At 32.7% G+C, this 24,265-nt stretch carries 16 protein-coding genes and 1 tRNA gene; all 17 read right to left on the bottom strand.

The window, feature by feature from the left end; genetic code table 11:
* Positions 1 to 4 precede the first annotated feature (4 nt).
* The 17 genes from T410_RS07660 to T410_RS07580 all read right to left on the bottom strand — a co-directional run bounded on the left by T410_RS07660 (position 5) and on the right by T410_RS07580 (position 24,259).
* Positions 5 to 1,603, bottom strand: coding sequence for a glycoside hydrolase family 32 protein (locus tag T410_RS07660; protein ID WP_035670183.1), 1,599 nt, complete (start codon positions 1,601 to 1,603; stop codon positions 5 to 7).
* 5 nt (positions 1,604 to 1,608) lie between these two features.
* Positions 1,609 to 2,925: a sugar porter family MFS transporter gene (locus T410_RS07655; RefSeq protein WP_035670182.1), complete on the bottom strand. Its 1,317-nt coding sequence runs from the start codon at positions 2,923 to 2,925 to the stop codon at positions 1,609 to 1,611.
* A gap of 747 nt (positions 2,926 to 3,672) precedes the next feature.
* Entirely contained in the window at positions 3,673 to 5,214 is a 1,542-nt protein-coding gene (locus tag T410_RS07650) for a glycoside hydrolase family 32 protein (protein WP_035670179.1), read from the bottom strand.
* Positions 5,215 to 5,622: 408 nt separating this feature from the next.
* Positions 5,623 to 8,346 (bottom strand): substrate-binding domain-containing protein, encoded by a 2,724-nt coding sequence (locus T410_RS07645; protein WP_035670176.1) that lies wholly within the window; start codon positions 8,344 to 8,346, stop codon positions 5,623 to 5,625.
* Positions 8,347 to 8,852: 506 nt separating this feature from the next.
* A tRNA-Arg gene (locus tag T410_RS07640) sits at positions 8,853 to 8,926 on the bottom strand.
* Positions 8,927 to 8,997: 71 nt separating this feature from the next.
* Positions 8,998 to 9,447 (bottom strand): GatB/YqeY domain-containing protein, encoded by a 450-nt coding sequence (locus T410_RS07635; protein WP_035670174.1) that lies wholly within the window; start codon positions 9,445 to 9,447, stop codon positions 8,998 to 9,000.
* Positions 9,448 to 9,774: 327 nt separating this feature from the next.
* A complete protein-coding gene (ftsZ, locus tag T410_RS07630; RefSeq protein ID WP_035674244.1) occupies positions 9,775 to 11,730 on the bottom strand; it encodes a cell division protein FtsZ in 1,956 nt (651 codons plus the stop codon).
* Between the two features lie 56 nt (positions 11,731 to 11,786).
* Positions 11,787 to 13,169 carry a cell division protein FtsA gene (gene ftsA, locus T410_RS07625; RefSeq protein WP_035670171.1) on the bottom strand — a complete coding sequence of 461 codons (1,383 nt, stop codon included), beginning with the start codon at positions 13,167 to 13,169 and terminating at the stop codon, positions 11,787 to 11,789.
* 6 nt (positions 13,170 to 13,175) lie between these two features.
* Positions 13,176 to 13,898: a cell division protein FtsQ/DivIB gene (locus T410_RS07620; protein ID WP_035670168.1), complete on the bottom strand. Its 723-nt coding sequence runs from the start codon at positions 13,896 to 13,898 to the stop codon at positions 13,176 to 13,178.
* Entirely contained in the window at positions 13,885 to 15,234 is a 1,350-nt protein-coding gene (gene murC, locus T410_RS07615; protein ID WP_035670165.1) for a UDP-N-acetylmuramate--L-alanine ligase, read from the bottom strand. The genes T410_RS07620 and murC overlap by 14 nt, the downstream gene beginning before the upstream one ends.
* Before the next feature lie 35 nt (positions 15,235 to 15,269).
* On the bottom strand, positions 15,270 to 16,358 hold the full coding sequence (murG, locus tag T410_RS07610; protein ID WP_035670162.1) for an undecaprenyldiphospho-muramoylpentapeptide beta-N-acetylglucosaminyltransferase: 1,089 nt from the start codon (positions 16,356 to 16,358) through the stop codon (positions 15,270 to 15,272).
* Positions 16,359 to 16,418: 60 nt separating this feature from the next.
* The gene (locus T410_RS07605; protein ID WP_035670160.1) at positions 16,419 to 17,708 is read right to left on the bottom strand and encodes an FtsW/RodA/SpoVE family cell cycle protein; all 1,290 of its coding nucleotides are present in this window, start codon (positions 17,706 to 17,708) and stop codon (positions 16,419 to 16,421) included.
* An 80-nt stretch (positions 17,709 to 17,788) separates the two neighbouring features.
* The gene (murD, locus tag T410_RS07600; protein ID WP_035670158.1) at positions 17,789 to 19,120 is read right to left on the bottom strand and encodes a UDP-N-acetylmuramoyl-L-alanine--D-glutamate ligase; all 1,332 of its coding nucleotides are present in this window, start codon (positions 19,118 to 19,120) and stop codon (positions 17,789 to 17,791) included.
* Positions 19,121 to 19,122: 2 nt separating this feature from the next.
* Positions 19,123 to 20,352 (bottom strand): phospho-N-acetylmuramoyl-pentapeptide-transferase, encoded by a 1,230-nt coding sequence (gene mraY, locus T410_RS07595; RefSeq protein ID WP_035670155.1) that lies wholly within the window; start codon positions 20,350 to 20,352, stop codon positions 19,123 to 19,125.
* Positions 20,353 to 20,457: 105 nt separating this feature from the next.
* Positions 20,458 to 21,921 (bottom strand): UDP-N-acetylmuramoyl-L-alanyl-D-glutamate--2,6-diaminopimelate ligase, encoded by a 1,464-nt coding sequence (locus T410_RS07590; RefSeq protein ID WP_035670153.1) that lies wholly within the window; start codon positions 21,919 to 21,921, stop codon positions 20,458 to 20,460.
* On the bottom strand, positions 21,918 to 23,921 hold the full coding sequence (locus tag T410_RS07585; RefSeq protein ID WP_035670150.1) for a penicillin-binding protein: 2,004 nt from the start codon (positions 23,919 to 23,921) through the stop codon (positions 21,918 to 21,920). Before T410_RS07585 ends, T410_RS07590 begins: the two co-directional genes overlap by 4 nt.
* Positions 23,912 to 24,259, bottom strand: a complete 348-nt coding sequence (locus tag T410_RS07580) for an FtsL-like putative cell division protein (protein WP_035670148.1) — start codon at positions 24,257 to 24,259, stop codon at positions 23,912 to 23,914. Before T410_RS07580 ends, T410_RS07585 begins: the two co-directional genes overlap by 10 nt.
* Between the last annotated feature and the right edge of the window lie 6 nt (positions 24,260 to 24,265).

The following is a 24,265-nucleotide window of genomic DNA, read 5'->3' as shown; positions in this document are numbered from 1 at the left end:
TAGTTTAGTTAAAATTTAGTTGATTAATAATTAAGTTTTCAATGGTATACTCCGTATTAGCTTTAGAAACTGAAAAATATTCCATTGGTTTATCAGGAAAAAATATTTCGGTCATAACAGTTTTTCCATTGTTATAAAAAATTTCAATTGAGGTTTTATCAACGATTATTCTTACATCCATTTTATCAAAGTCCCCCTTAAAAGGAGCCTTTGAAATATTTTTTGCAAAAAGATTAGAAAAAGCTAATTTTCCAGATTTTGATCTATCGATAAAAAAGTAATTCTCCTTTTTATTGATTCCAAATTGAATTGTATTCTTAGCATCATTTGATAACGAAAAAGTGTAAACATCCTTTTTAAGGTTCTTTAGAGAAAAATGAATATCTAGTTTTGATAAGTCGACTACTGACTTATCTACCAAAACGGTTTCCTTATCTATTTTAAGCGTTTCTTTTTTAATAGTTTTAGCAATGTAATTTTGCAATTCTTTTACTGGTTTAGAAGAAATAATATAGTGACCACCATCTTTAACAAGTGCTAATTCTCTAGGTATAGTCATACTGCTTCTCCATGTTTCTGTTGGTACTTTTTGTGCATAATCCCAATTTGACATCCACCCTATAAACAATTTTCTTCCATCAACCTCAGAAATATTAGCCCAAGTAACACCTGCATAATTATCTCTTCCATAGTCAATCCAAAGCCCTTTTTGTTGTTTTATATCTTTTGAAAAAGTTTCATCAATGGTGAATTTTTTTCCGTCAAAATCACCTACAAAATATTGTGTAGCTGAACCTCCGTTAGGTCCTCCAGGATTAATGCTTGATAACATTACCCATTTATAATCATCAGTTCCGTCAACTAGCATAGGGAAAAAATCCGGGCATTCCCAAACACCTCCATGAACTCCTGCCTCTTTCCCAAAATCTGAAAGCAGTGACCAGTCCTTCAAATTTTTAGAACCATAAAACATCGTTTTATCTCCTGCTGCCAATACCATAATCCACTGTTGATGAATGGCATCCCAAGTCATTTTTGGGTCTCTAAAATCTTTAATATTTGGGTTTTTAATAATTGGATTTGCTTCATATTTCGTCCAGGTCAAGCCTTCATTTAATGAATAAGCTATCCCTTGTGACTGAAAATTAGTCTCACCAGCTTTTTCTTTTTTCATATCATGATACGTAAACATCGCAACCATTGGAGGATTTTTTAAGCTCCCAAATCCTGAAGTATTTTTTACATCAACAACTGCACTTCCTGAAAAAATATATCCTTTTTCATCTGGATAAAGTGCGATGGGTTTCTCAACCCATGTTATAAGATCAGTACTGATAGCGTGTCCCCAATGCATAGGTCCCCATACATTTGAATCAGGATAATATTGATAAAAAAGATGGTAATATCCATTGTAATAAAACATCCCATTGGGATCATTCATCCAGCCTTTTTTAGGAGTAAAATGAAAATTTGGTCTATATAACTCTGATTCTGTATAACTCTTCTTTTCTTCAAATAAAGATTGCTTACATCCAACTAAAGCTACTGCAGCTATAATGAAACACATAATCCTGAAAAATTCTTTTTTAATTATTGTCTTCATAACTATTATTTAATTAATTTTTTACTTAATTCTTCCAATGAAATTCCTTTTGTTTCTGGCATCATAAAAGCGACAAACAAGAGTTGAAAAACCATCATCACTGCAAAAAACATAAATACTACTCCAGGTCCCACTGTAGAAAACAGATACGGAATTAATGACGGAATAATAGCCGCTAAAACCCAATGCGTAGTACTACCAAAGGATTGCCCAGATGCTCTAAGATGGTTTGGAAAAATTTCTGAAATGAAAACCCAAATAACAGCACCTTGCCCTATAGCATGTGCAGCAATAAATAAGAATAAGAAAACGGGAACAGCCATTCCTTCCCAGTGAAAAAAGAAAGCCATTGCAACAAGTGAAAGTGATATAATATACCCTACAGAACCAATGTACATTAATATTTTACGCCCTAATTTGTCGATTAAGAAAACGCCCAATAGTGTAAAAATTAAATTCACTACTCCTATTCCGATACTGCTAAGTAACGCAGTACTTTCTCCAAGACCCGCTTCTTGAAATATTCTGCTGGAATAATATAAAAAAGCATTAATCCCAGATAATTGATTGAAAAAAGCCATTAAAAAAGCCAATACCAAAGGGGTTCTGTATTTCTTTAAAAATATAGTATCGTTAGCTTTAGAAGCATCATTATTATCTTTATCTAACTCTTCTTTTATTTTTTCATAGTCAGCTTCTTGCCCCATTAATTGCAAAACTTTTTTAGCTTCGTCATTCTTGAATTTAGATAATAACCATCTTGGGCTTTCAGGAATCGAAATAATTAATAAAATATAAAGTACAGATGGAATTGCTTGTACTCCCATCATCCATCTCCAAGAATTTTCGCCCACATCATTTAAAAGATAATTAGACAAAAAAGCCATAAGAATCCCAAAAACAATATTGAATTGATAAAAAGCAACCAACTTACCTCTATCTTTTGCAGGAGCAATTTCTGAAATATATGCAGGTGCAGCTATGGTTGATGCCCCAACACCAAGACCACCAACAAACCTAAATGCAGCAAACACAAATGGATTATTTGCAAAAGCAGATCCAATAGCAGAAAACAAGAATAAAATCCCTATCCATAATAAGGTGTTTTTTCTTCCTATCTTATTAGTGGGAATCCCTCCAAATATTGCCCCAAGTACAGTTCCCCATAATGCCATTCCCATAACAACTGTCCCGTGAAATGCATCCGAAGAATTCCAAAGAACTTGAAGTTTTTTATCTGCTCCAGAAATAACAACAGTATCGAAACCAAATAAGAAGCCTGCTAATGAAGCAATCAAAGCCCAAACAACAATTTTTTTCATTATCAAAAAATATTAAATTAGATTGCTAAGATATCCGCATAAATTTCAATTTTATTTTGAGGATGTTACAATTTCATTTAATACTGTTTCACAATAGCAAATAAAGAGCAAAATATTTATTATCAGATAGTTATAATTTAAAATAAACAAATAACTACCTCGTTGTAGTTCGATTATGTTACACATGTTACAATCATGTTACACGTATTTTTTTTTAAAAAATAGATATTCAGGAATAAAAAAAGTCGCTTGATGGATTTTATTCGATTAATAAAATTTTAAATTTATTTTTACAGGAAGTTTAAAAATAATCGATAAAAAAAATGAATTTATTAAACAATTCTACATTATGAAATATTCTTAGGCTTTTAAGAAAAATTACATCGATGAAATGCAATGTGAGCTCAAGATTCAGGGATGTTTTTATATCTGAGTATTGGAATTGCAACAAGAATAAGAAAACTTATATCAAAACAATTCCCAATGTATCTTCTGCTCTGTTTTATTAAGCAAAAGGCATTAGAACCCAGATTTCCAATAGTTACATCCAGCATGGAAAGCAGCAGAATTATTGCATTGAAATAAAGCCATAAAAAAACCATCAAAATTAGATTTTGATGGTTTTGATTTTAAATTTAGCAAGTAAGAAAGTGAAAAATGAACAGAATTAATTTTAATTACTAAACCTGAACTTTTATAAAACAAGCGTTATAATAAAGACTAAAGTCATCCTTTTCTATACTCCTTTTATTTAAACATTTTTAAGTCTGAAAAAGTGACTTCACCATTATCCGCAAAAATAGCCCACGGATTTTGATTCATTTTATAAATACGGTTTGTAAAAGCGATTTCGTCATTAATGTATATCACACATACCGAATTTTCAGAAATGATTGTAATATCAAACTCTTTATTAGCCGGTACATTTAGCGGAAGCTGCGTTACATTTAAGGAGGACGCATTTTTTATAACCTTATCTAATCTTACTTGTTTTTTGGCTAAATCGAATACAATGCCAAACACTTCATTTCGTGTTCCACAAGCTCCAAATTCAAAACCAAATTGAGTGGATGATGTCGCTTTTATATGTGTTTTGATTTTAAATGCTCCAGTTTCTCTGTCAAACACTGAAAATGCTTTTTCAGTGCCATTAGCCTTCAACGTATAGGCGTCACCTTGTTTAACAGAACCAAAATCTATTACTGGATTCAGTAGTTTATTAATAATAAACTTGTTATTTACACCCATAGGGATAGATACACCAAAAGTTCCATCAGCATGCTGAATAAGACGGTGCACTACTAGTGATCCGGCCCAATCAAATTTATTAGAATCAATATCTTTATTTTTCGTAGGACACCATCCTGTTATATATCGATTGGTACCGTCTGTAACTGTTTTTCCAGCATAAAAGGCAATACCATCTAACTTATTATTTATAGGAGTAATCCAAGTATTTGATGTTAATGGACGGTATTTATAGTGTACCATTCGATCATCAATACTTGAGTAAATCAAATACTGATAATCACCCATCGTGAACACATCAGGGCATTCAGTTATAAAGGTAGCCGTATCCTCATAAAATGGCTTTTCCAAAGTCCAATCTCTCAAGTTGGCAGAACTGTATTGAGCGATTACTGCTCGCCATGGCACAGTATTATTAGAAACTAAACCAACCTCAGAACGTGTTGCAATCAACATTTTATACGTTCCTGTACTTTTATCCTCTATGACGATTGGATCTCTAAATTCATTGCGATCGTATCCCCAAGAAGCCTGCAATAAAAAGGAAGGATCTTTGGTCCAATTTTTTAAATCCGTAGACGTTGCAAGCATAATTTTTTCTTTAGGATCAAGAATTCCGTTATGACCAGTATAGAATGCACAATAAACACCATTCAATTTAAAAACCGATCCTGTCCCTAATGCTCCATCCTGCTGATTCGCAGTTCCTGTAGGAATCATTTCGCTATTGTCTGCAAATGACGCAAAATCAGTTGTAGTTACTTTATACCAAGGATGAAACGTAGGCAAGGTGTTTCTGGCATCATACAAATAGAAAATATGGAATTTTCCGTTTTCATAAAATGGCATAGGATCTCCTACCCAACCGGTAGTTGATTTATAAAAAGTGGCATACTGATTTGCCGATTCAACAGTCGTCTGACAAGCTGGCGCAGTTGTTTCGGTACCCGGGTTTTCACCTCCTGGTTTATTATCGCTACTGCAATTATAAAATAATGCAACACAAAGTGGAAGACATAAAACCTTAAGATTTATTTTCATATTTAGTTAGTTTTACGAGAACTATCAAATATCCTAAAGACATTCAACACCCTCAGATTAAATTTTTTTATAAAAATGATTGATTAAGAAATGAAAAACCTCCGTATTATTTGATTAAATAATAATTAATCGTTCTCTGACTTTTTTACAGAGGTAATTTATAATCAATTAAAAAAATTAAATTGAATTACTAATATATTCGTAAAAATTCAGCTTTTATCTCGAGGATGTTTCTTTTTCATTCAATGCATCTAAAAATTATTTAGAAAAAACTAATTATCTATATATGAGATAATTACACATAAAACATAAAAACAACTACTTCGTTGTAGTTGCTCTTATGTTACATAAAGTACAATTATGTTACGCTATTTTTATTAGAAATAAAATGGTTCCATAGAAAATAATCTACTTTTTACTTTTATATTCTTTAGGTGTAACTCCAAATTTATTTTTAAAGGAAGTTGAAAAATAATTTGGTGAAGAGAAACCCACTGCATAGGCAATTTCTGAAATGTTTAATTCTGACTTTTTCAGCAGCTCCTTTGATTTATCTAATCGCATATTATTTATATGGTCACTGACACTAATTCCTAATATAGCTTTCACTTTTCGATACAATTGTACCCGAGAAATAGTTAAACTTCGTGCAAGATCTTCAACAGTGTAAGCCGAATTATCGAAGTTTTTTTCAATAAGATCATTCAACTTTCTCAGAAAATCTTGTTCAGAAACACCAAAATCGCCATCCTCAATGTTTAAAATATTATTGGTATAATAAAATCGAAGTTTCTCTCTATTAAAAAGCAATCCTTTTACAGATTGAGACAACACTTTTAAATTAAATGGTTTTGTCAAAAATAAATCAGCACCACTCTCTAATGCTTTTAAATAAGAATCCGGATCATCTGAGGCGGTCAGTATCAAAACTGGAATATGTGAAGTTCTAAGGTCTTTCTTTAAAATTTGACATATTTCAAAACCGTTTTTTCCAGGTAAGTTCAAATCACAAATAATAACATCTGGTATTATTTCCAAAGATTGTTCAATAGCATCAAATCCATTAGAGGTATACACATTATACTCTACAGACAATTTATTTGAAATAAAATCAGACAAATCCTTATTATCTTCGATATACAAAACAGAATATTTATCCTCATTAGTTTTGGACTCTGAACTTTGAATCACTTCTTCATCTAAATAATCTGTTTGATTAATTATTTCTAAAACCGGATTCTTTAGAATATTCTTTTCGTCAAGATGTGCTTTTCCTAACTGCAATGTTATTATAAATTCAGTCCCATTTTTAGAAATAATTTCTACTGTTCCCTTATGCAAATCAATAAAACTTTTTGACAAATGCAAACCAACTCCTGAGCTATTTCTATAATTATTCGACCCCTGGTAAAAGGCATTAAAAACTTGATTTAATTCGTTTTCCGGGATTCCTATTCCTGAATCTTTAAATGAAATTTTAACTACATTATTAGTTTTATCTTCTCTTATTTTTATTGTTATTTTACCATTTTCAGGGGTAAATTTAAAAGCATTTGATAATAAATTAAAATAGACTTTATCCATTAAATTACGATCAATATATACCTCAAGTTCAGGATTATTTGAAACCAAGGAGAAATCTATATTAAGCTTTTTTGCTTCTCTTTCAAAATCTATAATAATACTTTTTGAAAAATCTAATAAATTAGTATTTGAAGCTCTTAATATAAATTTTTTATCTTCTACTTTTCTGTAATCCAATAATTGATTGATTAGTCGGAGCAACCTTCTGGAATTATTATACATCAAATTAATTTCTTTATTTACTGAACTCCCTTTGGTTTTGAGTTCACTGCCCAAAGATTCGACAGAACTTAAAATTAAAGTCAAAGGCGTTTTAAATTCATGAGATAATCCCATAAAAAAACTCAAACGAGCTTCATTACTTTGTTTTAATTCTTCTGAATACTTTTTAATTTCATTTCTTTGGCTTTTAATTTTTTTATTTCTCTCTTCTAATTCAATCTTTTTACGACTTATTGTTATACGGGAATAAATACTGAAAAAAGCTAAACCTAGTGCCAATATAAATAGAAAAAATAAAAGTTTTAAAAGATTGCTCTGACCGGAGTATTTCTCTTCTTGACTTCTGATAACGCTCTGTTGTTGCTCAATATCAGATTGTTGAATTGTTATCTTATCAAATTGATTGCTCATAATATCTGCATTAAGAGAATCAATTAATGTGGTATTGAGTTTGTTATTTTTAGGGACAATCTCTTTATTAGCTATTTTCAATGCCAACTTAATAGCTTCGCTCCCTCCTGTGGGATATAAAACCGTTGCATCTAAAATCTTATCTTTTACTAATTGAATACCTCCCAAAGGACCATTTTGGCCGTCAACACCTATAAATTTTATATTTTTATCAACTTTTTTATTCTTTGCAATCTTCCAAGCATTGTAAGCAATAAGATCGTTAAATGAATATACAAAATCAATATCGTGCAAACTATCTAACAGTTTACTATAATTTTCTCTAGGATGTCCAAAGTCATCCGCTTCTATAGTAAAAACCTTAATACCAGGATATTGATTAACAATCTGTTTAAAACCCATACTCCTCTCTATACCGGGTGTTGAAGTGTAGTCTCCATTTATTTCAATCACAGTAGCATCTCCATGAGAACTAGAAACAATATGTTTTCCTGCCAATCGACCAACTTCAAGATTATCTGCCCCTAAATAAGTTGTATAGCCTGAAGTATTTGCTTTTCTATCCATTATAATAACTGGAATACCTTTAGATTCTGCTTCCTCAATTACTGGAACAATTGAATCTGATTCAAAAGGGGAAATTATAATAACATCTACTTTTTTGTCAATAAATTTCTGAATATCACTAATTTGCTTACTCGCTTTCCTATTAGCATTGTAAATAGTCAAATCAATTTCAGGATGAAGCGAGGCTTCTACTTGCATCGCATGATTCATTGAGACCCGCCAAATGTCACTCCCAACACACTGCGAAAATCCTATAGAAATTTTACTTTTATCTTTGTCTGATGAATTACAAGAACTCTGTATTAAAACGAAACTTAAAAGCAGTATAAAAAAGATACTTCTTATCATGATTAGATTGGTTGGTTATAGTATATTATTAGCTAATTAATGCTAACAATTTAGTTTATAGTCAAAAGTATAGAAATAGTCAACTATTTTAGATAATATACCTAAATTAGGAATATGAAGAGACTGAGTTGAAAATATTTTTTTAATGATATTCTCCAGTAATTTTAAAACAAATATAAAAAAAACATATCATTACTGTTTTAAAAACTTTTTAAAAGTATAACAAAAAAATGCAAATTAATTATAGGAAAAAAGAAATAGTTCCTTAATTGAGTTTTAAACACCCATAACATTTCCCTATTTTTCACAAATGACATTTAGACAATATACATATTAAATACAGAATTTTAAATTAAAGAAGATTCGGCTGCTAAACACCTAAAGCTATTCATGTCTAAAATCATTTAATAAGCTAACATCTAGACCAATTTATTGACGATCTTATTCTTTATTAAATACAAAAAAGCCTGTAAAATAAAAATTTTACAGGCTTTTACAATATTCAGTGGCCGCGACAGGGTTCGAACCTGCAACCCTCAGAGTCGAAATCTGATATTCTATCCAGTTGAACTACGCAGCCATTTGATTAACGATTTTAGATTTGTGATTTTAGATTTGTGATTTAAAATCGTTAATCTTAAATCATAAAATTTATGTCAATAGTTTTTTTACTATTGTAGAAATAGTTTTTCCTTCGGCTGTTCCTCCTAATTGTGCTGCAGCTATTCCCATTACTTTCCCCATTGATGCAATTCCAGAGGCACCAGTTTCTGCAATTATTTTTGCAATTACTGCTTCTACTTCTGCTTCACTTAATTGTGCTGGTAAGAATTTTTCGATTACTGCAATTTGTGCTAATTCTGGTTCAGCTAGATCCAAACGATTTTGCTCTGTAAAAATTCTGGCACTTTCTTTACGTGTTTTTACCAATCGCTGAAGTAATTTAACCTCGTCATCTTCTGTTATTTCTTCTTTTGATCCTGACGCGGTCTGCGCTAATAGGATTTCAGATTTTATAGCTCTTAAGGCTTCTAATGCAACTGTATCTTTGGCTCTCATGGCGGTTTTCATTTCGTCCATGATTTGTACTGATAAACTCATACTACTATTTAATTTAAAATTTGCTTTTGGATCTAAAAACTAAAAATGCAAACTGATTATTTTTTAATGCCCCAGATGATAGTGAAAAGCCTTTTTAGGAGAAAATGTATTTTTTCTTGCCGTTAAAAAGCGACCGCAGGAAGCTCTTTTAAGGGCTTAGAAAAAAGCATTTTCGAGAAAAAGCTTGATACGACAGCTGGATTAAGGCCCCGCAAATTTAAAGAAATTTACTTGAATTAACAATAAATTGCTTTCTTCTCTCTACATAAAAAAATAACCCGAAAATTAAATTGAATTTTCGGGCTATCTCCTTTTGGTTTGAGTTAGTTAATCTACATTGTCATGCAAATACGAGTTGTTAGAACGCAACTGTAGATCGTTGTTGCTGTCTGTTCCAACAGAAATTCTTGAATTTGTATTATTCGTTTGATTGTTTGAAATGTCTATTCCTAACCTTTTGTAAGCAGGCTCTTTTTCATACTCATCAATTTTAGAAACATTATTATGAAACTTATAATTGAATTCTTTTAATTTTTTTCTTCTTTCATCAGCTCTCATTCGCAATGATTCTTCGATGGTCATTTCCATAGGAGAAATGGCGTCAAAGTCAACAGGCGTATTTACTGGTGTATTAACTTGTTTCATGGTAATGTTCAACTCAGCCGGAATAACAACTTCTGGAGTTTTAGCAACTGGTTTAGCCATAAAATCATTCTCTGGCTCCATATATTCTTCAAGAGAATATTTGATAATTCCGTTATCAGTCAATTCCGTTACCGGAACAAATTGAACAGCTTCATTTACTTTTATATCACGAGTTTCATTCGTTAATTCAAACAAAACTTTGTTGTCCTCAACTTGTGCTACTGGCTCAGTTTTGAAAAGTGGCAAATCAAAAGAGAAAGTAGTTTGTTCTTGTCTCTCTATAACTTTTGGCTGTACCGCTTTTACTTCTTTAACTTCGGCTACTGGAGATGTGATTGTGAAATCAATATCTGTAATAGGAGAAACGATTTCGAAAGTAACATCCAAATTTTTAATAAACTCAGACATCACCATCAACTCTTCCTTATTGATTGTTGGCGCTGGTGTCTCTATGACCACAACTGGCTCAGGCGCAACTACAGTATCTTCTAACAAATCAAAAACAATTCTTTCATTTGAATTAGAAATTGGTGATTCTGTATTCAAATCAAATGCAGTAACCGTTTTATTACTTAGATTATGAACACTTCTTTGCTCATCTTCTAATGTGTGAATAATTTTTTTTGGCTCTGTATTTACAATTTCATTTTGTTGTTCGATATCAAAACCTGTAGCGATTATAGTCACTGCAATAGCATCTCCAAGCGATTCGTCTTCACCAACCCCCATGATAATATTAGCATTATGACCTGCTTCAACTTGAATATGATCATTGATTTCTCCAATTTCGTCAATTGTAATTTCATTAGTTCCAGAAACGATAAGCAACAATACGTTTTTGGCACCTGTGATTTTATTATCATTTAACAAAGGAGAATCTAAAGCAGCAATAATTGCCTCCTTAGCTCTATTCTCACCAGAAGAAACAGAAGATCCCATAATAGCCGTTCCACTATTATACAATACTGTTTTAGCATCTCTTAAATCGATATTTTGAGTATAATGATGCGTAATTACTTCGGCAATTCCTCTTGAGGCTGTTGCCAAAACTTCGTCAGCTTTTGAGAATCCTGCTTTGAAACCAAGATTTCCATATACTTCTCTTAATTTGTTGTTATTTATAACAATTAAAGAATCGACTTGTTTGCGTAATTTTTCTATACCAATTAAAGCTTGCTCCTGACGCACTTTCCCTTCAAATAAGAAAGGTAATGTAACAATTCCCACAGTAAGAATATCTCTTTCTTTGGCTAATTGTGCGATAACCGGTGCAGCTCCGGTTCCGGTTCCACCACCCATTCCAGCAGTGATAAAAACCATTTTAGTATTGCGATCCAACATTTTTTCAATCTCAGAAATACTTTCTATAGCTGATTGTTGTCCTACATCTGGGTTGGCTCCAGCCCCTAAACCTTCGGTTAAATGAACACCTAACTGTATTTTATTAGGCACAGAACTACTCTGTAAGGCTTGAGAATCCGTATTGCATACGATAAAATCTACACCTTTAATCCCTTGTTTAAACATGTGGTTTATGGCATTACTTCCACCTCCACCTACACCAATAACTTTTATAACATTTGATTGGTTCTTTGGTAAATCAAATGAAATACTTCCAAATTCTGAGTTGCTCATCATTTTATTTGGTTTTTGATATTTATTATTACTTATTGTATTTTTTTTGGGCACAGCCCTTATTCAGCATTATCTAAGAAATCCTTAATCTTATCGACATAACGATCGAAAAAATTTCTTTGTATTCTATTTACCGTAGAATTTTGTTTTTCATTTTTATTTCGAACCTCTTCTTGCACTTCTTCGTCAGATACCTCTACAATTGGCGCTTGAACTACTGGCTGTCTGTACACTGGTGCTTTGGGCTGTTCGATTGTATCCATTCTAACCGCACTTTGCGTTTTATTTTCGATACTGTTCATTACTAAACCAACTGCAGTAGCATATAACGGACTTGAAATCTCTTCATCTGAATTTCCTGCTAAATGCTCGTTTGGATAACCAATTCTCGTATCCATTCCCGTAATATACTCCACTAATTGCTTAATGTGTTTCAATTGAGCACCACCACCAGTAAGCACTATACCGGCAATTAGTTTTTTACGAGGATCCTCGTGTCCATAAGCTTTCACTTCCGTAAAAACCTGATCTATGATTTCAACAACACGAGCATGAATTATTTTAGAAAGATTTTTTAATGAAATCTCTTTTGGTTCTCTACCTCTTAATCCTGGGATAGAAACAATCTCGTTGTCTTTATTTTCCCCTGGCCAAGCTGATCCAAACTTAACTTTCAATAATTCAGCTTGCTTTTCAATTATAGAACATCCTTCTTTAATATCATCAGTAATAACATTTCCTCCAAAAGGAATTACTGCCGTATGACGAATAATACCATCTTTAAAAATAGCCAAATCAGTTGTTCCACCACCTATATCAATCAATGCAACTCCAGCTTCTTTTTCTTCCTGACTCAAAACTGCATCTGCCGAAGCCAATGGTTCCAATGTCAATCCTGACAATTCAATACCTGAACTTTGAATGCATCTTCCTACATTGCGGATTGACGAGGCTTGTCCTACTACAACATGAAAACTAGACTCTAATCTTCCACCGTACATCCCTATAGGCTCTTTAATCTCAGATTGTCCGTCAATTTTAAATTCTTGAGGTAAAACATGAATTATTTCTTCACCTGGTAACATTGCCAATTTATTCACTTGGTCAATCAAAAGCTGAATATCATTTCCCCCAATTACTTCTTCGGGATTGTTTCTGCTTATGTAATCTGTATGTTGAATACTACGGATGTGTTGCCCCGCAATTCCTACCACTACATCTTTTATTTTATAGCCTGAATTATTTTCTGCTTCTTGTATCGCTTGTTGTATTGACTGTATGGTTTGAGTAATATTATTTACAACACCTCTGGCCACACCTAAACTTTTAGATTTCCCAACGCCTAAAATTTCTAGTTTCCCATATTCATTCTTCTTGCCTATCATGGCAACTATTTTAGTCGTCCCAATATCTAGACCTACTGCAATGTTCTCTTTTTCCATTATCTATTATTTAGTGCAAACTACTTGTTCCGTAAATCGGAGATCAATCTTTTTATATTTATACAACGAACTATCTAAAACCGCTTTTTGAAAAAAAGCTTTATAATTCTTAAATTTTCGCTCCACATTTATCATTCTACCAAAATCGATTTGATAATCAAAATTTCTATTGAGCATTTTTAAGCTACCATTTGGCATAATTTGAATTCCAATGATGTTTTTTTTCAAAAACGCATCGTCATAAATTGCACGAAATAAGTCGGCCAATTCTTCGTTATTATTTTTATTTATCCCCCCGGACACAAGTGGAACTCTCGCTGTAAAATTAGTTGACAATGGCATTCTATTCCCTTTGTAATCAATATAAAAAGAACCGCCCCCGTCAAAAACTCTAGCTATAGGAGTCTTTTGTTTTACGACTGCTTTCAACACACCATCAATACTCACAAACACATCTGATTTTTCAATCATTTCTTGTGCATCTAGAGTTCTTTCCAGCTTATTCAAATCTAAATTAACTTTTTGAATGCTTGATACATCTCTACTATTTTCTATTAACAATTTATTAACCGTTTCCTGTTTAACAAAAGGTGCGTTTTCTCCAACAAAAACAACTACTGATTTAGTTAATTTTCTATTTTTATTTCGATTTGACGTAAACGAAAACAGAAAAATCACTACTATAAACATTAGTACTAATCGAATATTTGTCCAATTAAAGAGTTTCATTTATCGCTTTTTTAATGGATGGCACTAATTCTCCAATATCACCAGCTCCAATAGTTACAATAACAGTTGCATCACTTGCTAAAATTGTTGAAATTAAATCATTTTTAGCGACAATTTTTTTATGATTATTAGTCATTTTATCCATTAACCATTGTGAATTTATACCTTGCATAGGCAATTCACGGGCCGGATAAATATCCAGCAAAACAACTTCATCAAAAGCAGATAAACTTTTGGCAAAATCATCAGCAAAATCTTTTGTTCTACTAAACAAATGCGGTTGAAAAATTGCCAAAACTTTTTGGTTTGGATACAATTCTCTAACTGCCTGATGAACTGCATTTATCTCCGTTGGATGATGTGCATAATCATCAATATAAACTAATTCATCTGTTTTTATTTGATACGAAAACCTTCTTTTTATTCCTTTAAATGATTTAATGGCACTTGCAATGGCATCGGTTGGGGTGCCGAATATATTTGCCATTGCAATAGCCATTAATGCATTCATTAAATTATGTTTTCCTGGTAATCCAAAATGCAAATCCTTTATAACTTCAGTAGGGGTTTGTACATCAAAAACATAACTTCCATTTCCTATTCTAACATTAAAAGCTTTGAAAACAGCCTCTTCATTTACGGCACAAGTGATACCTTCTAATGGTAATTCTTTGGTTATAAAAAGCTTGCTCTTATCTTCAACTTTAGAAGCAAATTCAATAAAAGATTCTTCTATCGCTTCACTGGTTCCATAAATATCCAAATGGTCCGCATCCATTGATGTAATACAAGCAATATTAGGATGCAAATGCAAGAAGGAACGATCAAATTCATCAGCTTCTACAACAGTTACTGTTTTGCCGTTTCCTATTAAATTGGAATTATAATTTTCTACAATTCCGCCAATAAAAGCAGTAACATCAGCACCACTTTCATACAAAATATGCCCTAAAATACTTGAAGTAGTTGTTTTCCCATGTGTTCCAGCGACTGCAAAACAAAAAGTATCTTTTGTGATTATCCCTAAAACCTCTGCTCTTTTTTTGACCTGAAAATCTCTTTCCAAAAAATAATTCCATTCAGAATGTGCTTTGGGAACTGCTGGTGTAATAATCACCAAAGTGTTTTCAACATAAAAATCTGACGGAATTAAATCTATACTATCTTCAAAATGAATTGGAATTCCACTTTCGATTAACTCAGTAGTAAGAGCCGAAGGTGTTTTATCGTATCCCGTAACTTGTTTTCCCAAATTCTTGAAATAACGCGCCAGATTACTCATCCCGATACCTCCAATTCCTATAAAATAGACGTTATGTATTTGATTTAAGTTCATATTATTAAGCTTTGCTTTATTATCTTTTTTCTTTACTATTTAATCAACTTTACAATTTCATCAACAATTTGTTTTGTCGCTTCCGGCATAGCCAATTGCTTTACATTTTCGCTCAGTTGGTTTTGTTTTCCCTGATCCTTCAACAAGGCTTCAAAAACAAGACCAAATTGTGAATCAAGCTCTGATTCTTTTAGCATTAATGCTCCTTTTTTATTTACAATCGCTTGTGCATTTTTAGTTTGATGGTCTTCGGCAACATTAGGAGATGGAATAAAAATTACTGGTTTCCCAACAATACATAATTCTGAAACTGACGACGCTCCTGCTCGAGAAATAATAATATCAGCCGCAGCATAAACTAAATCCATTCTTTCAATAAAAGCGACAACCTGAACATTTTCTTTGTTGTATTTTTTATAATCTTCTAAATATAATTTTCCGCATTGCCAAATAACCTGGACATTTTGAGAAAGAATATTTCCTAATTCTTTCTCGATTAATTGGTTGACTCTTCTTGCTCCCAGACTTCCTCCAAGAATTAATAATGTTTTCTTTTTGGAATCTAAATTAAAATACTGAATAGCTTCTTTTCTTTTACTTTCGATATCAATTAAATCCTGACGCACAGGATTTCCAGTCAAAATCATTTTTTCTTTTGGAAAAAATCGCTCTAGATTTTCGTAAGCAACACAAATTTTGCTTGCTTTTTTACTCAATAATTTATTGGTGATTCCAGGATAGGAATTTTGCTCTTGAATTACTGTTGGAATACCCGCAATTCCCGCTACCTGCAATAAAGGTCCGCTCGCAAAACCTCCAGTTCCAATAACAACATCCGGTTTGAACTGTTTTATTATAGTTCTGGATTTTAATAAACTTGAAAGCAATTTAATTGGAAAAAGAGCATTATCGATTGTTAGTCTTCTTTGTAATCCTGCAATCCAAAGTCCTTTGATTTTGTATCCTGCTTGAGGCACTTTTTGCATTTCCATTTTATTATTGGCACCTACAAAAAGAATTTCTGCATTAGGAAAACGAGATTTTAATTCATTGGCAATTGCAATTGCCGGATAAATATGTCCGCCTGTTCCGCCACCGCTTAATATGAATTTATACTGTTTCATTTTTATTAAAGTTACTGAGTTCCTAAGTTTTTATACTTTACTTTTTCTCTGAAAACCGAATTACTTATTTAAAACTGCATTCATTGGATTCGTAGCTTTATCCTCAATAGAATAATCTCCTTCTGTCACAACTTCCTCTTCTAATTCTCTATCGATTAGTTTCTGAAGTGCTTCTTCTCTTTTAGCCGCGTCTTTTAATTCCTGAGCGATCTCTTCCTCCTTTTTAGTTACACTAATGATAATCCCAAGTGCAAAACAAGTCATCCAGATGGAACTTCCACCGCTACTTATCAATGGCAATGTTTGTCCGGTCACCGGTAATAATTCTACAGCAACTGCCATATTAATCATCGCCTGAAATATCATGGGAAAACCTAATCCAATCACCACTAATTTTCCAAACAATGTATTGGCTTTATGTGAAGCAATTACAAATCGAAACAACAATAATAAATACAACGCAAGAACTCCCAAACCTCCTAAAAGTCCGTATTCCTCAACAATAATGGCGTAAATAAAATCGGAAGACGATTGTGGTAAGAAATTCTTTTGAACACTTTTACCAGGACCTAATCCATATAATTGTCCCGAAGCAATAGCAATTTTAGCTTTTTCTATTTGATAATCATCTTCATCGGGTTTATCCGTTGAGAAGTTTTCGATACGGCTTTCCCAAGTTTTCACTCGGTTAAAAAATTTTGCTTCAGGAAAAGCCTTTGAAAGCAAAATAAAAAAAGCTAAAAATAGTACTCCAGTACCTATAATAATTCCTATATATTTTAAAGGATATTTACCAATAAAGGCAAGCATTATAATCATAGAAAAAATAAGAGCAGTTGTAGAGAAATTAGCTGGCAAAATAAACATCAGCGTTATAAAAACCGGCAACCAAAGCTCTTTTAATGATTCTACAAAATCAATAGCTTTCTCTCTTGTTTTTGACAAATAGCGCGCCACAAAAATAAACAGAACCAAAGCAGCAAAAGCCGAAGGCTGAAACGAAATCCCTACAAACGGAATTTGAAGCCATCTACTAGCATTGGCCCCGCCAATCACCGTTCCTTTTATCATTGTAATGGCTAAAACTACCCATACTACAGGCAATAACCATTTAGAAATAGAACGAAAATAATGATAGGGAATTTTATGAACGTAATAAATAATCGTAAAACCACAGGCAATATGTGCTAAATGCTTTACCAGATAACCTAATGTATTTCCTGTTCCATGACCAATATAAGCCAAGTTACTACTCGCACTAAAAACAGGCATAAATGAAAACAAGGCTAATAAGGCCACAAATGACCAAATTCCTTTATCTCCTTTTAAATTGTTTATTAGTTGTTTCATTTTACTATTTGTTTAAAGTTTTATTTATTTTGATGCTTGAGATTGGGGAGTCTCAAAATCAAAATAAATAAAACTTTTTTTTATAAATTCTTAACGGCTTGCTTAAACTGATTTCCTCTGTCTTCATAGTTTTCGAATAAATCGAAACTCGCACAAGCAGGCGATAGCAATACTGTATCTCCTTTTTCTGCTAATCGTTGCGCCATTCTCACTGCATCATTCATATTATCTACTTCAATCATCATATCAACTACACTCCCAAAAACATCAATTATTTTTTTATTATCAACACCAAGGCAGATAATAGCCTTCACTTTTTCACGAACTAACGACATCAATTCATTGTAATCATTTCCTTTATCTACACCTCCCACAATCCAAACCGTAGGCGTATTCATGCTATCTAAAGCAAAAAAAGTAGCGTTTACATTAGTCGCTTTTGAATCATTAATATATTGAACGTTCTGAATTTTCAATACTTTTTCAAGACGATGTTCTACTCCCTGAAAATTAGACAAACTTTCACGAATAGTAGATTTTCTTATTTGCATCAATTTTGCCACAGAGGTTGCTGCCATTGCGTTTTTCATGTTATGTTTTCCTTCTAAGGCAATATGCTCTGTATCCATCGTAAATTCTTCTTGATTAATTGAAATTTCCATTTTATTGTTTTTTATATAAGCTCCTTCGCTGAAAGTTTTTGTCAATGAAAAAGGAATTAATTTAGCTTTTGTTGTGTGTGTTTTAAACCATTCTGCAATGGCTTCATCGTCAGCATCATAAATGAGGTAATCTTCCTCGGTTTGATTCATAGTAATCCTGAATTTTGAATCAATGTAATTTTCATATTTATAATCATATCGATCTAAATGATCTGGACTAATATTCGTAATAATAGCAATTTGCGGTTTAAAATTTGTAATTCCATCCAATTGAAAACTACTTAACTCCAACACATAAGAATCATATTTATTATCTGCTACCTGCCAGGCGAAACTCTTTCCAATATTCCCTCCTAATCCTACATTTAATCCTGCTGATTTCAACAGATGATGAGTTAACATCGTAGTTGTAGTCTTGCCATTGCTTCCGGTGATTCCAATTATAGTAGCTTCTGTAAAAGGAGCCGCAAATTCAATTTCTGATAATACAGGAATTCCTTTCGCCAGAAGTTTTTTTACAATTGGGGATTTATCTGGAATTCCTGGGCTTTTCATCACCACATCAGCATTCAGAATCAAATCTTCCGTGTGTTTCTGTTCTTCCCATGCAATTTCATTAATGATAAGAACTTCTTTATAATTTCCTTTTATCTTTCCAAAATCAGAAACAAAAACATCATATCCTTTTTTCTTACCCAGAATAGCGGTACCAACTCCGCTTTCTCCTCCACCTAAAATTACTAGCCTCATAATTATCTTAATTTTAAAGTAACAATTGATAATATAGCCAGCATTATAGCAACAATCCAAAAACGGGTTACTATCTTACTTTCATGATAACCTTTCTTCTGATAATGATGATGCAAAGGCGACATCAGGAATATTCTTCGGCCTTCGCCAAAACGTTTTTTGGTATATTTAAAATAACTTACTTGCAAAACAACTGATAGATTTTCGACAAGAAAAATTCCGCATAATAATGGAATCAACATTTCTTTTCGAACAGCAATTGCCAGAACTGCAATAATTCCCCCAATAGTCAAACTTCCTGTATCTCCCATAAAAACCGATGCCGGGTAGGAATTATACCAAAGAAACCCAATCAATGATCCCACAAAAGCTGCAATAAAAACAGTCATTTCACCCGAATTAGGGATGTACATTATATTCAAGTAATTAGAGAAAATAATATTTCCAGAAACGAACGTAAATATTCCTAATGCGAGGACTGAAATAGCGGAAGTTCCTGCAGCCAATCCATCAATACCATCTGTTAAATTAGCACCATTAGAAACTGCAGTAATAATAAAAATAACAACTGGAATAAATATTAACCATGCCCATTTTTCATATCCTTCTCCCGTCCAAGCTAATAATTCAGCATAATCAAATTCGTTATTTTTAAAGAAAGGAATCGTAGTTGCCGTAGATTTTTCTTCAATTGGAGCAGGCGTAATAACCGTTTCTGTTGCTACTCTAAAAATATCAGACTTTGCTGTATCCGTACGTACTGTCACTGCCGGACTAAAATAAAGAACAGTCCCAACTATTAAACCCAGACCTACTTGTCCAACAACTTTAAAAATTCCTTTTAAACCTTCTTTATCTTTTTTGAAAATCTTGATATAATCATCTATAAATCCGATAGTTCCCATCCAAAGTGTGGTAACAATCAATAAAACAATATAAATATTATGCAGTTTTGAAAAAAGAAAAACTGGAATCAAAGTGGCAAATATGATAATTAAACCTCCCATTGTAGGAGTTCCTGCTTTTTCATTTTGACCTGCTAAACCAAGTTCACGAACCGTTTCTCCTACTTGTTGTCGTTGTAAAAAACGGATTACTCTTTTACCATAAATTGTAGATAACAGCAACGAAAGCATAAATGCCAACGCGGATCTAAAAGTTATGTACTGAAAAACGCCTGTTCCAGGAACGTCTAATGTTTTGTCTAAATATTCAAATAAATAGTATAGCATATATCTTTGTTTATTTGGTGAATCTTTTTTTGGTTATTCGGTTAATCGATTAATTGGTTATTTGGATATTCACTTAAACAAATAAACAGTTAACCGGTTAAACTTTTATTTTCCCAGTTGTTCTAATATTTCTTTAACTATGTTCATGTCGTCAAAATCATAACGAACCCCATTTATTTCCTGGTAGGTCTCATGTCCTTTTCCAGCAATTAAAATAATATCATTGGGTTTAGCTAATTGACAAGCAGTTTTTATAGCCTGCTTTCTATCAGTTATAGTCAATGTTTTTTTATAATTTTGAGGTGCCACTCCTTGCTCCATTTCTGTAATAATAACTTCTGGATCTTCATTTCTTGGATTGTCTGAAGTAAAAATTGCTTTATCACTCCACTCCGATGCAATTCCAGCCATAATTGGGCGTTTTGCCTTATCTCTATTACCACCACAACCTACTACAGTTATCAATTGTTCGTTTTTAGTACGAATATCATTGATTGTTTTTAGCACATTTTCTAAAGCATCCGGCGTATGCGCATAATCCACAATCGCTGTAATATTTGAAGCGGAAACAATAAATTGAAAACGTCCTGAAACACTTTCTAAATCAGATAACAATCGAAGCACTTCCAAACTTTCCATCCCTAATTCAACTGCAGTTCCATAAATTGCCAATAAATTATACGCATTAAATGTTCCTATCAATTTTACCCAAACTTCATTGTCATTTATTTTCAACAACAAACCTGACAATTGATTTTCCAGGATTTGAGCCTTATAATCAGCATAGGTTTTTAAGGCATATGTCAGTTTTTTGGCTGCTGTATTTTGCAGCATCACTTGCCCATTTTTATCGTCAATATTGGACAATGCAAATGCTGTTTTAGGTAAATTATCGAAAAACGATTTTTTAACATCCCTGTACTCTGCAAATGTTGGATGGTAATCCAAATGGTCGTGAGACAAATTGGTAAAAACACCACCAACAAAATGTAATGCTTCCGTTCTTTTTTGATGAATTCCATGAGAACTCACTTCCATAAAACAATATTCAACACCGTTCTCCACCATTTCTTTAAGATAATGATTTATTGTAATTGAATCTGGCGTTGTGTGTGTCGCTTTATATTCTACTTCGTCTACCAAAATTTTTACCGTTGAAAGTAATCCTACTTTAAAACCTGCTTTATTAAATAATTGATATAACAAAGAAGCTATTGTAGTTTTACCGTTGGTCCCCGTAATTCCCACCAACTTCAAAGTTTGAGAAGGATCTCCAAAATAATTTGCAGCCATAAATGCTAAAGCTGAATTCGTGTCTTTTACCTGAACATAGGTAATTCCTTTTGTAATATTTTCAGGAAATGCATCGCATATCACCGCTACAGCTCCTTGTTGTATTGCTTTTTCAATAAAATCATGACCATCAGAAATGGAGCCACGGATAGCAATAAAAACATCATTTGCTTCGATTTTTCTAGAATCGAAATCCATTTTGTTTATACCAATATCTGTCGAACCTTTTATGGCTTCGATAGCTACTTTATACAATATGTCTTTTAAGATTTTCACGATAATTCTAATAAAATTGTTGTGTTTTTAACTATGTTTTGTCCCGCCTGGAGCGATTGTTTTTTTACTTTTCCTACTCCAATTGCTTTTACTTTTATTCCCAAATTTTCCAATAAGGCTACAGCATCCATTCCTGACATTCCTTTTACATTAGGAATCAACTGCTCTTTCTTTTGTGACTTGACATAATACGATTCGTAATTACGCTCTTGTTTTTGTATTTTTCTGTCTAAATTTTTAATCTCATTAGTAGAAGGTGCATCAGTAAAAATCTTTTGCGCAATACGTTTAAAAACTGGACCAGCCACATCAGCGCCGTAATAATTATTTAACGCAGTGCTTGGCTTATGCACCACAACTATACAAGAATATTTAGGATGATCCGCTGGAAAATAACCCACAAATGAAGAAGCATAATATTTACCTGAACCACCATCTTTTGCGTAATTCACTTGAGCAGTTCCCGTTTTTCCTGCCATAGAAAAATCTTTAGAATAAAGCTTGGAACCTGTCCCTTTTTTAACCACATTCAGTAAGATTGCTTTCAATTTCAAAATAGTTTCTTGCGAACATATTTTAGGATTCAAAACTTCTTTATCGTATTTTTTAATTGTTTTATTCCATTCCTTGATTTCAGAAACAAACTGCGGCTTAACCATTACCCCATTATTAGCTACAGCATTATAAAAGGCTAACGTTTGCATTGGCGTAATAGAAACTCCATATCCAAAAGCCATCCAAGGAAGCGAAATATTTGACCAATTTTTATCACTTGGCTGCGGAACATAAGGACGGCCTTCTCCTTTAATAGAAAGTCCAAGAGGTCTATTTAAACCAAAATTATTAAGGTGACTTACAAATTTTGAAGGCTCATTTTTATAACTATTGTAAACGGCTTGAACCATGACCGTATTCGACGAAAATTCAAAACCTCTTGCTAAAGAAATTTTTCCGTAACCGCCTTCATGTGAATCTCTCACTTTTCTTCCAGAGTAAATAACGACTCCGCCATTACTGTCATAAACGGCACTAGTATCTACCTTTTTGTCTTCAAGAAGCGCCATTAAATCGGCTAATTTATAGGTAGAACCCGGCTCATGAGATTCGGCTACAGCATAATTAGTTGTTTCGAAATACGTTCCGTCAGTAGCTCTTCCCAAATTTGAAATTGCTTTCACATGACCTGTACTTGTTTCCATAACCACAACACAACCATGATCTGCTTGATATAATTCTAATTGTTTTAACAAAGCATGATGCGCTATATCCTGAATATAAACATCTATTGTTGATATCACATCATATCCATCTTGTGGATCAACTTCATTGATATCGCGTATTGGCTTCCATTGTCCTTTTGCGATTTTTTGCTTTAAAATTTTCCCGTCTTTCCCATTAAGATATTTTCTAAAAGCCCATTCAATTCCTTTTCCATCAAGTGATGCACCATGAGAAGTTCTCTCATAACCAACAGTTCGTTCGGCAATTTTCCCTATTGGATGCTCCCTTACGGTTTCTTGTTCGATTATAATTCCACCTTTGTAAGCACCCAAATTAAATAATGGAAACCCTTTTATTTTAAAATACTGTGTATAACTTAAATTACGGGCAACTAAATAATACCTGTTTTTGTTCGCTCTGGCTTTTCTTAATTCATTTTGAAAAAAATCCGATGACTTTCCTAAAACTAAAGCCAATGAATCTGACAATGACTTAACATTTTTATCGAATGCTTCCGGTTTTGGAGCCACGGCATCAAATCGAATTTCATAATTAGGAATAGAAGTTGCTAAAAGACTTCCATCAGCCGAGTAAATATTCCCTTTATTAGCAGGAATCACAAAATTTCTAACGGTTCTTTCTTTGGCTAATTTTCTATAATAATCTCCCTCGACCCATTGAATATTTGTCAATTTTACAGCAATCGCAATGGCCATCAAAAAGATGGCGAATGCAACCAGATAAATTCTGTACGATATGTATTTATCTTCTATTGCCATATTTTTTTGAAAAAGCTTTTCTCTTCTTCTTTTTTAACTTTGATTTTAACTGGAGGAACTGTTGACGGGAAAATTTGTTTTTCTACCATTTTTTCAGAAACAGTCGATTCCATTTTCAATTTCATTAATTCTGAACGTCTGTCAACAAATTCTGAACGTAATTCTTTAACCTGATTTGTCAAATCGGCAATCTTAAATACTTTTTGCTCAAATCGTTGCGTATTAGCAATCATAACAATTGCCAAAATAATTACAAAAACAATGAATCGCCAGTTTTTAACAGCATCATCATCTATAAGAAATCTAGCTTTTAATAAGCTGTAAACTCCGTTTTTCATAACTAA

The sequence above is a fragment of the Flavobacterium sp. 83 genome (assembly GCF_000744835.1).
Classification (GTDB): Bacteria; Bacteroidota; Bacteroidia; order Flavobacteriales; family Flavobacteriaceae; genus Flavobacterium.
This window is presented reverse-complemented; position numbering and strand designations above follow the sequence as displayed.

Coding starts and splice junctions, on each gene's coding strand:
- T410_RS07660 (WP_035670183.1), bottom strand. CDS start 1,603: ATGAAGACAATAATTAAAAAAGAATTTTTCAGGATTATGTGTTTCATT.
- T410_RS07655 (WP_035670182.1), bottom strand. CDS start 2,925: ATGAAAAAAATTGTTGTTTGGGCTTTGATTGCTTCATTAGCAGGCTTC.
- T410_RS07650 (WP_035670179.1), bottom strand. CDS start 5,214: ATGAAAATAAATCTTAAGGTTTTATGTCTTCCACTTTGTGTTGCATTA.
- T410_RS07645 (WP_035670176.1), bottom strand. CDS start 8,346: ATGATAAGAAGTATCTTTTTTATACTGCTTTTAAGTTTCGTTTTAATA.
- T410_RS07635 (WP_035670174.1), bottom strand. CDS start 9,447: ATGAGTTTATCAGTACAAATCATGGACGAAATGAAAACCGCCATGAGA.
- ftsZ (WP_035674244.1), bottom strand. CDS start 11,730: ATGATGAGCAACTCAGAATTTGGAAGTATTTCATTTGATTTACCAAAG.
- ftsA (WP_035670171.1), bottom strand. CDS start 13,169: ATGGAAAAAGAGAACATTGCAGTAGGTCTAGATATTGGGACGACTAAA.
- T410_RS07620 (WP_035670168.1), bottom strand. CDS start 13,898: ATGAAACTCTTTAATTGGACAAATATTCGATTAGTACTAATGTTTATA.
- murC (WP_035670165.1), bottom strand. CDS start 15,234: ATGAACTTAAATCAAATACATAACGTCTATTTTATAGGAATTGGAGGT.
- murG (WP_035670162.1), bottom strand. CDS start 16,358: ATGAAACAGTATAAATTCATATTAAGCGGTGGCGGAACAGGCGGACAT.
- T410_RS07605 (WP_035670160.1), bottom strand. CDS start 17,708: ATGAAACAACTAATAAACAATTTAAAAGGAGATAAAGGAATTTGGTCA.
- murD (WP_035670158.1), bottom strand. CDS start 19,120: ATGAGGCTAGTAATTTTAGGTGGAGGAGAAAGCGGAGTTGGTACCGCT.
- mraY (WP_035670155.1), bottom strand. CDS start 20,352: ATGCTATACTATTTATTTGAATATTTAGACAAAACATTAGACGTTCCT.
- T410_RS07585 (WP_035670150.1), bottom strand. CDS start 23,921: ATGGCAATAGAAGATAAATACATATCGTACAGAATTTATCTGGTTGCA.
- T410_RS07580 (WP_035670148.1), bottom strand. CDS start 24,259: ATGAAAAACGGAGTTTACAGCTTATTAAAAGCTAGATTTCTTATAGAT.